Annotated in this window: 12 protein-coding genes; 11 read left to right on the top strand and 1 reads right to left on the bottom strand. The window is 45.8% G+C overall.

Annotated features, from left to right (window positions below; all coding sequences use genetic code 11):
- The first annotated feature begins 35 nt into the window (after positions 1-35).
- The 6 genes from AC1DLI_RS15880 to AC1DLI_RS15855 all read left to right on the top strand — a co-directional run bounded on the left by AC1DLI_RS15880 (position 36) and on the right by AC1DLI_RS15855 (position 8466).
- On the top strand, positions 36-1856 hold the full coding sequence (locus AC1DLI_RS15880) for a sensor histidine kinase (RefSeq protein ID WP_477604132.1): 1821 nt from the start codon (positions 36-38) through the stop codon (positions 1854-1856).
- Positions 1831-3432, top strand: coding sequence for a response regulator (locus AC1DLI_RS15875; protein WP_477604130.1), 1602 nt, complete (start codon positions 1831-1833; stop codon positions 3430-3432). The genes AC1DLI_RS15880 and AC1DLI_RS15875 overlap by 26 nt, the downstream gene beginning before the upstream one ends.
- A gap of 63 nt (positions 3433-3495) precedes the next feature.
- Positions 3496-4410 carry a carbohydrate ABC transporter permease gene (locus AC1DLI_RS15870; RefSeq protein WP_477604128.1) on the top strand — a complete coding sequence of 305 codons (915 nt, stop codon included), beginning with the start codon at positions 3496-3498 and terminating at the stop codon, positions 4408-4410.
- A gap of 7 nt (positions 4411-4417) precedes the next feature.
- A complete protein-coding gene (locus AC1DLI_RS15865) occupies positions 4418-5254 on the top strand; it encodes a carbohydrate ABC transporter permease (protein WP_477604126.1) in 837 nt (278 codons plus the stop codon).
- A 133-nt stretch (positions 5255-5387) separates the two neighbouring features.
- Positions 5388-6719 carry an ABC transporter substrate-binding protein gene (locus tag AC1DLI_RS15860; RefSeq protein WP_477604124.1) on the top strand — a complete coding sequence of 444 codons (1332 nt, stop codon included), beginning with the start codon at positions 5388-5390 and terminating at the stop codon, positions 6717-6719.
- A 97-nt stretch (positions 6720-6816) separates the two neighbouring features.
- Positions 6817-8466, top strand: a complete 1650-nt coding sequence (locus AC1DLI_RS15855) for an MGH1-like glycoside hydrolase domain-containing protein (RefSeq protein ID WP_477604123.1) — start codon at positions 6817-6819, stop codon at positions 8464-8466.
- 285 nt (positions 8467-8751) lie between these two features.
- On the opposite strand, the gene AC1DLI_RS15850 is transcribed toward AC1DLI_RS15855, so the two are convergent.
- A complete protein-coding gene (locus tag AC1DLI_RS15850) occupies positions 8752-9447 on the bottom strand; it encodes a TerC family protein (RefSeq protein WP_477604121.1) in 696 nt (231 codons plus the stop codon).
- A 137-nt stretch (positions 9448-9584) separates the two neighbouring features.
- Between AC1DLI_RS15850 and AC1DLI_RS15845 the strand changes: the two genes are divergently transcribed.
- The 5 genes from AC1DLI_RS15845 to AC1DLI_RS15825 all read left to right on the top strand — a co-directional run bounded on the left by AC1DLI_RS15845 (position 9585) and on the right by AC1DLI_RS15825 (position 13537).
- Positions 9585-10250, top strand: a complete 666-nt coding sequence (locus AC1DLI_RS15845; protein WP_477604119.1) for a TerC family protein — start codon at positions 9585-9587, stop codon at positions 10248-10250.
- Positions 10251-10414: 164 nt separating this feature from the next.
- Positions 10415-10897 carry a hypothetical protein gene (locus AC1DLI_RS15840; RefSeq protein ID WP_308997968.1) on the top strand — a complete coding sequence of 161 codons (483 nt, stop codon included), beginning with the start codon at positions 10415-10417 and terminating at the stop codon, positions 10895-10897.
- Between the two features lie 38 nt (positions 10898-10935).
- Complete coding sequence (gene typA, locus AC1DLI_RS15835; protein WP_477604117.1) at positions 10936-12777, top strand: translational GTPase TypA; 1842 nt, start codon at positions 10936-10938, stop codon at positions 12775-12777.
- Positions 12778-12956: 179 nt separating this feature from the next.
- Positions 12957-13268 carry a YlaH-like family protein gene (locus AC1DLI_RS15830; protein WP_477604115.1) on the top strand — a complete coding sequence of 104 codons (312 nt, stop codon included), beginning with the start codon at positions 12957-12959 and terminating at the stop codon, positions 13266-13268.
- On the top strand, positions 13265-13537 hold the full coding sequence (locus AC1DLI_RS15825; protein ID WP_477604113.1) for a hypothetical protein: 273 nt from the start codon (positions 13265-13267) through the stop codon (positions 13535-13537). Before AC1DLI_RS15830 ends, AC1DLI_RS15825 begins: the two co-directional genes overlap by 4 nt.
- Positions 13538-13554: the final 17 nt, after the last annotated feature.

Below are 13554 nucleotides of genomic sequence, written 5' to 3'. Positions count from 1 at the left end.
AGCAGCAGAAAGGCTGGATTGAGAGGGGACAGACTGTGTTTTATTCGCTTAAAAGCCGTTTGATCGCTATCTTTTTTTTACTCTTCGTCTTATCCTTCGTCACGATGTCTATTCTTCTGTTCAACCAATCGCGATCGATTATTCGCTCTTATATTGAATCCTCGGCATTAGAGAAAATGGATGAATACGGCTCTTATATTGATATGGTGCAAACACAAATTTACGATTTAGCTTCTATTGTATTTAATAGCGATATTACAAACAATTGGGATGCTGCAGTCTCTGACAAGGCCTCGTCGGAAGGGGAGAAAAACATCGCCCACTACCGCATGAGCCAGTTTTTAACGCAGACAACAAATAGCTACTCGAGTGTTTCGAGTGTTGCGGTTTACCGCCAGGAGGGCATGTGGGTCAGCAGCGGAAATTTAGTTGAGATGAATCCTTCTTTTTTGCAGGAGGAGTGGTACCGCGATTTTAAAACCAAAGACGAGTATTGGATCCCGGCTCACACCGATGCGGCTGAAATTCGAAATAACAATAAGCATCCCGTCATCAGTATGCTAATGCCCATAGGTTCATTTGAGCCGTCTTTGACCAAAAGTGTGATGAAGGTAAATGTAAGCGCAGACTATTTCCTTGAACCGCTTGGGCGTATTCACCTTGGAGAGAGCGGAACGATTTATTTATTGGATCAGTTCGGCAAGCCGATGCTGTCTCAAAACGAATACAGCGTCCATTCGGATATGGTGCGCCAGGTGGAGGAAATACGAAGCGGTTGGAGGAAGCAAGGTGTTGTGTACTTGAATAACGAGCTCGGAGAGAAGACTATTTTAGTTTATAAAAAACTGTCACAGACGAATTGGATGCTTGTTGGTTTCGTCTCGGAGGAGGATTTGTATTCGCAGCTCTTTCGCCTGAGAAATACGATTTTGATCGTCGCCTCGGTCCTGCTCCTGTTGTCTTTAATTCTTGCAACTTGGCTTTCGTACGGCATTACAAAGCCTCTCTCACGACTGGTGCTCGCTATGAGGCATGTTCAAAGAGGAGATTTTGTTCATGCAGAGAGCCGATTGGCACCTGTGAAAAAGGTTCGGAATGAGGTTGGCTTCGCGACGGAGACATTCCGCAATATGGTCATTCAGCTGCGACAGCATATAAAGACAGAATTTGAACTGAAGCTTTTGAGGCAGCAGGCGGAGTATAAGGCGCTGCTTATGCAAATAAACCCGCATTTTCTTTTTAATACGCTTGAGCTCATGAGCAGCTTGGCTATGCAGCGACGTACGGATGATACCGTAGCGGTTATCGAGTCACTTGGGAAAATGATGCGTTTCTCGCTTAAAATTAGCGATGATCTCATTAAGCTGGATGAAGAACTGGTGTATGTCCGCTATTATATGTCGATATTGAAAATCCGGTTTGGCGACCGTCTGAACATTAAGCTTGAAGAAGAGGGCGAGCTTGGAAGACTGACAATGGTGAAGTTCATTATTCAACCGCTGATTGAAAATGCCGTTAAATACAGCTTCATGCATCAAACAGAGGCTATCGTCAGCATTAGAGTGAAATATATCGATGGCCGAGTTCATCTCATTGTCTCTGATAATGGACCGGGTATTTCGGCTGAACAGAAGCAGCAGCTGCTTGAACGTCCAGCTTCCATTCAGCTAGAGCAAATTCTCACTAGCCGAAACAGTCAGATCGGACTGGGAAATGTCCTCTCCCGCTGCCGTTTGTATTACGAGTCTCTATTTGAAGTTCATATTGATTCGAAAATTGGCGAGGGCACGACAATCGAGCTAATACTACCTGCACAGGAGGAGCGCCAGCATGTACCGAGTATTGATCGTGGATGATGAGCAGGAAATTAGACAAGGTCTAAAGCTCAAGGTAGATTGGGAAAATCTTGGACTTCGAATAGCCGGAGAAGCTTCAAACGGCGTCGAAGCGCTGGAAAGGCTCGCTAACGAAGCCATTGATATCGTAATAACGGATATGAATATGCCGATAATGAATGGAATGTCGTTTCTTGATACCTGTCATGAGCAGTATCCATCTCTGCGTTTTATCGTCATAACAGGTTATGAGGATTTTCAGTATGCTAAGGCGGCGATTCGAAATCAGGCTCGGGATTATTTGCTTAAGCCTGTTGCTAGAAGCGAGCTGACGACAGCATTAACGAACGTGAAGCAGGAACTGGACAAGGAACGTCACAATCAGGACCAGGCTGCTTTGATACAATGGAGGCTTTCCCAATATTACAAAGAGATGAAGGAGCATTTCATCGTTCATCTTGTGAAAGAGGAGATCGATCAAGCGAGCGTTATTAAGGATCGATCCCGATTGTTCGAGCTGGACGCTTGGGAAGCGCGTGAGGTGAAATTTATTACCGCGGGGCTAAAAGAGCATGTGATCTCAAGCAGCTCGATAGAACGTACGCCGGATAAGTTCCGTCTTCCGTTTGATATCATATCAAGGGAATGCGCAGAGAAGTTCCAAGGCTCAATTGAGGCCTTTCGCGACGCTAGTTATCCCGGCTTAATGCATTTCGTAATAAAGGCGAATGAAAGTATCGAACGGGAGTTTATAGAAGAGCTTCATCATAATGTGAGAACCTTTATGGACTTTGAGGTTAAAGTGGGCATCGGGCAATCGGTGGCGGGCTTCAAGCAGTGGAAGGAAGGGTACATTAACTCTTTGCTAGCGTGGAATTTGCCATCGGATAATGTCACTGGAAATACGAATGGCCAAGAAGGGCAAGCTGCGCTTCCTGAACATACCATAAAGGTTATTCAACGTTATTTGGCTCGCGGAGAGCTTGCATCCTTTGAAGCAGCCATTAGGGACGAATTGCAGCAAGCCGTCGTATCTCAGCTGCGCTTTGTTAAAGTGATATTCCAGCTGTATTTGATGCTCGAGCCAATGGCTCAAGAATCAGGAATAAACCTTGAGAGCGGGGAACAGCTGTGGTTAAGACCCGAAATGACATTAAGTTTTGATACCGTTGAGAAGGCTGTGCGGTTCCTGATGCGGATAGCAGGAAAAATTGAGAATAAGCGGCAAAGCGAATCTGAAGAGACGGATCCTTCTATGATTCTAGCCGCGCAGCATTTTATCGATGAGAATTATATGTATGATTTGAATTTGACGTTAATTTCAGAGAAGTTTAATTATAACTCGTCTTACTTTTCCGAAATGTTTAAAGCAAAGGTAGGCAAGACCTTTATTCAATATTTAAATGAGGTGCGTATGGCGGAGGCGATTCGGATGCTTAAGTCCACTACGCTTAGCCTTTGGGATATTGCGGAGCTGACAGGATTCTCAAACGCCAGTTATTTCAGCTCCAAATTCAAGCGTATGTACGGCATGAACCCCTCCGAATTCCGGCAGCAGTCATCTGAAAAAATTGATAGCGAATACCCGAAAAAATAGCATTCTATCTCTTTTACCTCTCCCTTATGATGGAACTACATCACTAAGAGAGGGGTATTCGCGATGAGAACAAGCCGCAAACCGCTTGCTAATCAACACAATTTAACAGCATATACTTTTTTGCTGCCGTGGCTGATCGGTTTTTTCTTTCTAACGCTTGGACCGATGCTCGGTTCGTTATATCTGTCGCTTACCAAGTACAATTTGCTAACACCGCCGCAATGGATTGGATTTGCCAACTACCTAGAAATTTTTAAAGAAGACGATACCTTCTCAGGCTCCTTGTGGCTAACCATCAAATACGTGTTTATTTCCGTGCCTCTTCGGCTAATCTTCGCGCTTCTGGTCGCCATGGTCTTAAACAAAGGAATCCGAGCGCTAGGCATTTACCGGACGATATATTATATTCCTTCTTTGCTAGGGGGGAGTGTCGCAATAGCAATCGTCTGGAGACAGATTTTTGATGGCAGCGGTTTGGTGAACCAATTTCTTGGGTGGTTCGGGATTCAAGGGCCGTCATGGATTTCCCATCCCAGCTATATTGTGTACACCATAATTTCCTTGTCCATTTGGCAGTTCGGGTCAGCCATGGTCATTTTTCTTGCAGGTCTAAAACAGGTGCCGGCTGATCTTTACGAAGCGGCTCAAGTGGATGGTGCGAATAAGGTTCGACAATTTTTCCGCATTACATTGCCCATGCTGTCACCCGTTATCTTCTTTAATTTAGTTATGAGCATCATTAATTCATTCCAAGCCTTTACGCCTGCATTTGTTATTGGTGACGGTAGGGGAGGCCCGCTTGATGCGACGATGTTTTATACCTTATATCTTTACATGAAGGGCTTCTCGTTCTTCGATATGGGCTACGCATCGGCATTAGCCTGGATTATGCTGCTGATTATCGGCGCCTTTACTGCATTAATTTTCGCGACATCGAAATTTTGGGTATTTTACGGCGACAGCAAGGAAGGGAGGTAACGGAGTCATGCAGACAAAACGGATAAATGGAGCCGTTAAGCACACACTCATTATCATCTTCGGTTTCGCGATGCTGTATCCTGTGCTTTGGCTTATAAGCAGTTCTTTTAAGCCTAACGAGCTGATTTTCACAGAACCTGGATTATGGTCGAGTTCGTTCACATTAGACAACTACCTAAATGGCTGGCGAGGCTTCCAAGGTGTCGCATTTAGCAAATTTTTCGCAAATTCTTGGTTGATTTCCATTCTAAGCGTGCTTGGAAACGTGATTACCTGCTCTTTTGCGGCGTATGCCTTTGCAAGATTGAATTTTAAATTTCAAAAGATATGGTTCTCATTAATGCTTGTGACGATTATGCTCCCGTATCATGTTACGCTTGTCCCGCAATACGTCATCTTTAATGAGCTTCAATGGATTAATACTTACTTTCCGCTTGTATTGCCAAAATGGCTTGCGCATGATTCCTTTTTTATCCTTATGATGGTTCAGTTTATTCGCGGAATTCCAAGAGAGCTTGATGAGAGCGCGACGATCGACGGCTGCAATCAAAGGCAAATTTATTTCCGAATCATAATGCCGCTGCTCGTACCGGCCTTAATTTCCGCCGCTATATTCACCTTTATCTGGTCATGGGATGATTTCTTTAGCCAAATGATTTATTTAAGCGATATTAAGCTGTTTACCGTACAGCTGGGTATTCGGTCTTTATTTGACCCTACTGGCCAATCGGATTGGGGAGCCCTGCTAGCTATGTCTGCACTATCACTCGTTCCGATTACACTCATCTTCTTGATTTTCCAGCGTTATTTCTTAGATGGAATCGCGACTACAGGGTTGAAGTGAGTGATGGTTCACAGAAAGAGACTACCGAAAAATTTGATAACGAAAACCCGAAGGAATGAAATTCCGAATGGTTGGAAATAAGGGTAGCATTTGAAGTGAAAGCGAATTCACATTAGGTTATAGGGGGATTAAAATGAAACATAGGTTACTTCTATTGGTATTAGGGCTTTTGATGGTGTTTACGGCTGCTTGCTCCGGCGGTACAAGCAGTGGCGGAGCAGCAAGCGATGAGAGCGGTGCAAACTCAGGGGAAACAAGCGGCTCTCAGCAAGTTGAACTGCGCATTATGTGGTGGGGAGATCAAAAAAGAGCAGATATTACAAATGAAGCACTGAAAATATTTCAAGAGAAAAATCCAACAATCAAGGTAGTCGGCGAATTTGCCCCATCGACAGGTTATTTCGATAAGCTTAATACACAGCTTGCATCGGGTACGGCTCCTGACATCTTTTTTCTCGGAGGAAACGTAGTGGATTACGCGAACAAGGAAGTGCTGCTTGACCTAACCCCTTACGTCGAGAAAGAGCTCGATCTTAGTGACATGGATCAATCCATGATTGAATACGGCACGATAAACGGTAAACTGCTACACATCTCCGCCGGTGCCAATGCTCGAGGAATCGTGGTTAATAAAACGTTATTCGAGAAGGCAGGTTTACCAGTGCCGGCTGACGGCTGGAATTGGGAAGACTTTGCCCGCATCAGTAAAGAAATTTCCGATAAGCTGGGCAAAGGTTTTTATGGAACCTATAACATGTCTATTGATGGCATGGACATTGGCTTAAAGCAGCAGGGGAAACAGCTTTATGATATGGATAAGGGGACGCTTGGGTTCGAAGAGGCTGACGCATTGAAATGGTTCCAATACTGGGATGCAACAACAAAAGCAGGAGGAGTTGTGCCTTCTGAGCTTCAGGTTTCAAATCCTCCAGGCGATACGAGCAAGTCATTGATTGTGACAGGAAAAGTCGCAATGAGCCTGATTCCGTCCAATCAATTGGCTGCACTGCAAGGCTTGACACAGGATGAACTTATTATGATACAGCTCCCAAGAGGCGATAAAGGAACAGGCGTGGTATTCGAGTCAAGTCAAGGGCTTTCAGGCTATGCAAAGTCTAAACACCCTGAAGAAGCAGCTAAGCTTTTGAGTTTCTTCATAAATGATCCCGATGTTGCCAAAATTTTAGGCAATGACCGCGGGGTACCTGTCACTTCGGCGAATCGCACGCTTCTTGAAAGCGGAGCTAATGCAGTCGAGAAAATTGTTTATGATTACACGAGCCGGGTTTCCGAGGCGACAAAGAAAGAGCCGTTCGCAGTCAGCTACAACCCACCGGGGTTCTCAGAATATTCAAAGCTCGCAGAAACAACCATGTACGAAATTGGCTTTGGACGCAAAAACGTAGAGCAAGCTGTAAAAGATTTTTATAACGGAACCTTGAAAATTTTCAATAATAATCAATAATCTATAAACACTTTTATGAATAGGCTGCCTCGCGGCAGCCTGTTTCATTTCTAACTTGAAAATGTTCAATTATTTTAAGAAAAGCGAGGCGACAATTGTGAGCGAATCATTGCTGAAGCAGCTGCGAGAGATTTCTATAGACAGCAAAATCGGACAGTTGAAAAAACCATCGGATAAAAAAAGCATAGAGGAATGGAAGAAATCCGGAATCCGGTTTACGACGCGTTCAGGCAAGTTAGAACAGGTCTATTATTCGGCATTGCGGACGCTGCTTGACTGCATTGTGCCGACTGGCGGAGAAGACCCTATTTTACACGAAGGCGGCATTTATCTCGGCTGTTGGCTCGAGAGTACCGGAACGATTAACGCTGAGCTGCTATCGCGTTTTATCCCTTCCGTTTCAGAAACGACATATCGGTCGTTTGCCGTTCATCAGCGCGAAGACGGCATGCTCCCCTACAAGGTGACCGAGCATGGGCCTGCCTATCGACAGATTCAGTTGGTAACGCCGCTTGCGCGCAGCGTCTGGAATCACTATAAACTCAATCATGCCAGCCAAGAGTTTTTACAAACGATGTACGAGGCAATGGCAAGGTACGATGATTGGCTGGTTACTTACCGTAATACGCGAGGCACTGGATGCATAGAAGCATTCAGCACTTTCGATACGGGGCATGATCTTTCCCCCCGTTTCTGGCATGTCCCTGACACCCCTCATCAAAATGATGCCACAAAGGTGAATCCGGACTCGCCAATTTTACCTTTTCTCGCACCTGACCTGACTGCCAATGTGTATTGTCAGCGGTTATATCTGGCGCGTATTGCGCAGGAGCTTGGTCGATCCGGAGAGGAATGGCTAAATAAAGCGGAGGATAGTCTAGAAAGCTTATACCGTTATTGCTTTGATGAAGTGGATCATTTCTTCTATGACCGTGATAGCAACGATGAATTTGTTCGCGTGCAATCAGATGTGCTGCTTCGTGTCATGGCCTGCGAGGTCGGAGACCGTTCATTCTTTGATACGATGCTGAAGCGTTATTTGCTGAATACAAGCAAGTTTTTTGCTAAGTATCCGTTTACCTCTATGGCGATGGATGATCCGCGATTTGATCCGTTCTCGAACTATAACAGTTGGGGCGGATCATCGAATTTTCTAAGCTTAATTCGGGCGCCTCATGCATTTGAGCATCACGGTCGACATGTGGAACTGACTTGGGTGCTGTATCCGATTCTCGCGTCCTTCACAAAAGCTGTGCGCTTCGCTCAGGCAGTCAGTCCGTGGACCGGAGATGAGGGCTTCACGGAGGCTTACTCACCGTCTATTCTTTGCTTGCTCGATTTCGTAGAACGTTTATGCGGTATTTTACCAACACCTGAAGGTGATTTGTGGTTTACGGGACTTGTTCCATACGATATGGACCATGGTGAAGAAATTACCGGCGAGACCGGGTATAGCCGAACGATTGACGGCAGCTCTTATGAGCTGCTGAATTTGAGGGAAGGCTCTGAGATTTATCGCAACGGCAACTCCCATATTCGCTTTCCCAGCGGAATACGAGTCATTACGGATCGAGACGGGAGACTTAGAAGCATCGTTGGTATGACTGTTCGAGTGGTAAGCGGATGCATTCAATATGACGGGAAAAACATTCAATTCCAAGTGAAGGGAAATGAAGTACTGTCTTATGATAGGGGGAAATTTATCGTTTCCTCCGATATCGGCATTGTGAATCCAAGTTATCGGTAAAGGAAAAGGAGGAAGCTTGTTGTGTTGAATAGCAAAGATATTCAGATTCGCGACCCTTTTGTGCTGCCTGTGCTAGAACAGAAGAAATACTATTTATACGGATGGAGGACATGGTATGGTATTCCGCACCTTCGATGGGCGTCTTATGCTCACCATTCATACGCCAAACCGCACACCGGAAGAAAGGCCGATTTTCGTGGAGATAACTGAAAGGGACGGTCAGATAGTGATCGTGAACCAGCTTTAATGTTAGGTGAAGCTGAGAAAGAAAAAAGCAGGAACCCCTTAATGGGATTCGCTGCTTTTTTCTTGCGCATTTTTCTTGTTCCGTGAGTTCGTCCACAAACCGGCTGCGATGGTGATAATGATTACAAGAATGACGAAAGCCCAGAAGTACAGCTGGTTTTCGAAAAATTCCTTGAATGCTTTTTCATGCGTAATCATCTTTGCGGCTGTGTAAGCGAGAACCGCAGAACCGACATAAACGATCCATTCGAAGCGGTTGATCAGCTTGATAAAGAGGGTACTGCCCCATACGACGACGGGGACGCTGATAATTAGGCCAAGGATAACAAGCAGCGTGTCCCCGTGTGCCGCACCGGCAACGGCGATAACGTTATCGATCCCCATTGCCGCATCAGCTATGATTATCGTTCGAATCGATTGCCAAAGCGTATTACCGGATTTAATCCCGTCATGCGGGTCTTCTTGTACAAGCAGCTTATAAGCAATCCATACTAAGAGCAGACCTCCGACAAGATTAAGCCAAGGTACATTTAGAAGCTGCACGACGAGAAGGGTGGCGATGATCCGTATACCGACCGCACCGGCAGTTCCCCAGATGACCGCTTTCTTTTGTTGATCCTTTGGCAGATTCCGAGCTGCCAGCCCTATTACAATGGCGTTGTCCCCGGCCAATATCAGGTCGATGAAAACGATGGTCAACAGGGCGGAGAAAAACTCAACTGAGAATAATTCCATAAGTAATTTCCCTCCTTCCATTAACTAACACTTCTTGAAGTCTACATTAAATACGGGCGGTAGAGAAGAGGGATTCATTTTTTTTTGGACATATTCCCCACAGCTTGTTCATACCTCTGATAGAGGGGGTGTGAAACGTGGACAGCCTTATAATATTTATCGAAATCGTGCTTATTAATGTATTGCTTAGCGGAGACAACGCCATCGTCATTGCCATGGCGAGCGGGCAGCTGCCGCCTGAGCAGCGCAAACGAGCCGTGTGGTGGGGCGCTGCTGCCGCTGTCGGCCTAAGATGTTTGTTGACCCTCGTAGCCATCAAGCTGCTCCAGGTGCCGTACTTACAGGCCATAGGAGCACTGCTCTTGCTTTATATCGCAGTGAAGCTGCTTGCAGAGGCAGGGGGGCAGCAAGATAATCACAACGTTAAAAAAGCGAAAACGATCGGTGCGGCAATCTGGACAATTGTTGTCGCTGATTTTGTCATGAGCTTAGATAATGTTCTGGCTATAGCGGCCGTAGCCGAGGGAGACCCTATTTTGATCTTGCTAGGCATAGCACTTAGCATTCCGATGATCATTTGGGGAAGCCAAATGCTGGGTACGCTGCTGCAAAAATTTCCGGCTCTTTCTTACATTGGAGCAGCGCTGCTCGCCTATGCAGCCGGAGAGATGCTCATGCATGATCCAGGCCTCGATCAGCTGCTATTTCACGGTTCCAAGACGCTTTCCGAAGCGGTTCCGCTGCTTTGCGTACCGCTTGTAATCGCGCTTGCAGTTGTCAAAAAGAAGCCAGTTTCAACATGATTATGACACGCTCCGTTCACGCAAAATAATGCGGAACGGTTTTTTTTTGTTCAGACCCCCGCTACGTACTGGTATTTTTGTCTCAGTTCCTATAAACTAATATAGATAAAAACTGTCGTCTTTCGTCGCAATATGCGATTGGCGTTGTAAGGAGCGGAACGCGAATGCCTAATAACAAATATTCCGCTGGAATTATTTTGCTGTTAGCCGGGGTCGTTATTTTGTTGGGCAAGTTAGGTGTATTCAGCTTTTTGGGCGCAATCTTCTGGCCGCTGCTCGTCTTGATTCCCGGAGTCCTTCTGCATGTGCTGTACTTCGGCAGATTAGTTCCGGCGGTTGTGCTTGTCCCAGGCGGAATGCTCGTCGTATATGCCCTGCTGTTTGTCGTTTGCAACCTTTTTGGATGGGATAGCTTGAAATATTTGTGGCCGCTGTTTATTTTTGGAGTGGCAGCCGGCCTTTACGAATATTATTTGTTCGGTTCATCCAGACCGCGTGTTGTACTCACGGCATCGATTGCGCTTGCTGCCGCATCGGCTGTGTTTGTCGTTCTTGTGCTTTTGTGGAGCTGGGGGATTTATGCGATTGCTGTTGCGTTAATTGCGGCAGGTGTTTGGATGATGCTAAGCAAACGCAGACGTTGGTAAGGAATTAAATAAAAAACAATTGGAGTGGATTACTAGTTATGCAAGCAAGAGAGAATTTACGGAATATCGCCATTATTGCCCACGTTGACCATGGTAAAACAACATTGGTTGACAAACTGCTACAACAATCAGGTACGTTTCGCGATCATGAAGCAGTACAGGAACGCGCAATGGATTCAAACGATCTTGAGCGTGAACGCGGTATTACGATTTTGGCAAAAAACACGGCAATCAATTACAAAGATTATTTGATCAACATCGTGGATACGCCTGGACATGCTGACTTTGGCGGCGAGGTTGAGCGTATTATGAAAATGGTTGACGGCGTGCTTTTGGTTGTCGATGCTTTTGAGGGCTGTATGCCGCAAACGAAATTCGTATTGCGCAAAGCGCTTGAATCGAATCAAACGCCGATCGTGGTTGTAAATAAGATTGACCGTCCGAACGCAAGACCGCAAGAAGTTGTAGATGAAGTGCTTGACCTCTTCATCGAGCTTGGAGCAAACGATGAGCAGCTTGAGTTCCCTGTAGTTTATGCTTCAGCGCTTATGGGTACATCAAGCCTCGATCCTGAGAAGCAAGATGAGAACATGGAAGCTCTTTACGAAACGATCGTAAGCAACATTCCATCACCTACCGAGGATATAACGCAGCCATTGCAATTCCTCGTTACGCTGCTTGATTACAATGAATACCTTGGCCGTATTGCCGTAGGCCGCGTCAACCGCGGAATTATTAAGCAAGGTCAAACCGTTGCGGTAATGACACGCGAGGGTGGCAATAAACAAGCGCGCATCGAGAAACTTTTCGGTTTCGTAGGACTTAAGCGCGTGGAGATTGAGGAAGCCGGAGCGGGCGATATCATTGCAATCGCAGGTATTCGCGAAATCAATATCGGTGAAACGATTGCTGATCCACAGAAGCCAGAAGCTTTGCCGGTTCTCAAAATCGACGAGCCTACGCTTCAAATGACATTCCTTGTTAACAACAGTCCGTTTGCAGGACGTGAAGGCAAATGGGTTACTTCCCGTAAGCTTCGTGAGCGCCTCTTCAAAGAGCTTGAGACTGACGTAGCGCTTCGCGTAGATGAAACAGACAGCCCGGATGCCTTTGTCGTTTCCGGACGCGGTGAGCTTCACCTAGGGATCCTAATCGAGAACATGCGTCGTGAAGGCTTCGAGCTTCAAGTATCCAAGCCTGAAGTAATTATCAAGGAGATCGACGGCTCGAAGAAAGAACCTTACGAGCGCTTACTAATCGATACGCCTGAAGAAAGCATGGGCCCTGTTATGGAAAGTCTAGGAACGCGTAAAGCAGAAATGCTTAACATGATCAATCACGGAAACGGCCAAGTTCGTTTAGAATTCAGAATTCCTGCACGCGGCTTGATCGGCTACCGTACACAATTCTTGACATTGACACGCGGCTACGGCATTATGAACAACGCATTTGACAGCTATGGTCCACTTGCGGGATCAGGCGTAGGCGGCCGTCACCAAGGCGTTCTTGTAGCGAGTGAAAATGGTACTTCCACTTTCTACGGTATGATGGGCGTTGAGGATCGCGGAATCCAGTTCTTGGAGCCGGGTACTGAAATCTATGAAGGCATGATCGTGGGCGAACATACCCGTGAGAATGACATCATCGTTAACATTTGTAAAGTGAAACAGCTGAACAACATTCGTTCTGCTGGTAAAGATGATACCGTAACGCTTAAAAGCCCGCGTCTATTCTCGCTTGAGCAAGCGCTTGAGTACTTGAATGATGACGAGTATTGTGAAATTACGCCGAAATCGATTCGTCTTCGCAAGAAGATCTTGAATAAGAGCGAGCGCGAGCGTGCGGACAAAAACCGTAAAAATGCTCAAGCAAGCGTTTAAGAGCTGAACTTTAAACAAACGTAAGGTTTTGCAAATGCAGAGCCTTACGTTTTCTTTGAAAATATGTGGGATTATAAGTGATGAAACTTATAATCCCACTTATATTTCACAGTGATACTCGCGCTGTGCAACTAATTGGCGGCGAAAGCCGTTTACAATTTCAGAAGGGGGATTAAGGCATGCAGGCATGGCTTAGCGACCATAAGCTCATTTCTTATCTGATTATTTTAGGTTTCACGATATACATATTCAATAAAGTGTTTCGTGCTCAGCAAAAGTTACCGTTGTTGAAAGAAATACTTGTATATGCGTTAATTGCGTTCGGTTCGTTCGTTCTCATGATTTTACAGGTGGATAAACTTCCGATTATTCAGTGTATGGGTGTAGCAGTCCTTATGATGTTAATGCTTCGGGGCCGTCAGCTATATGACAAATGGAAGGACCGCAAATCCGGCGGAAATGCACCTCAGAATACGGAGTCAGGCAAATGAAGCTGGAGGATGCTCTATTTAACTGGCTGCAGATTAAGCTCGTTGCAACGGCTCGCCAAGACGACCAAGCGGCGCTCGATACACTTGCTTTTTTTGAGCAGATATTAACGGAGGATCATGGCTTGACGGACTTTGCTATAACGAAGACCGACGATACGATGATTCATATAAAATATGAAAAGGATGGACGCGTTAAACTGCAGTTTTATCCTCGCGAACTGGGCGAACAGCTGCTCGCGGACATCGAATCGAATCCCAAATATAACTGAACTTGAAGGTGGAGCAT

It is taken from the genome of Paenibacillus sp. 01T443, assembly GCF_056398325.1.
Note: the sequence above shows the minus strand (reverse complement) of the source record. Positions and strands in the feature narration are given on the sequence as shown.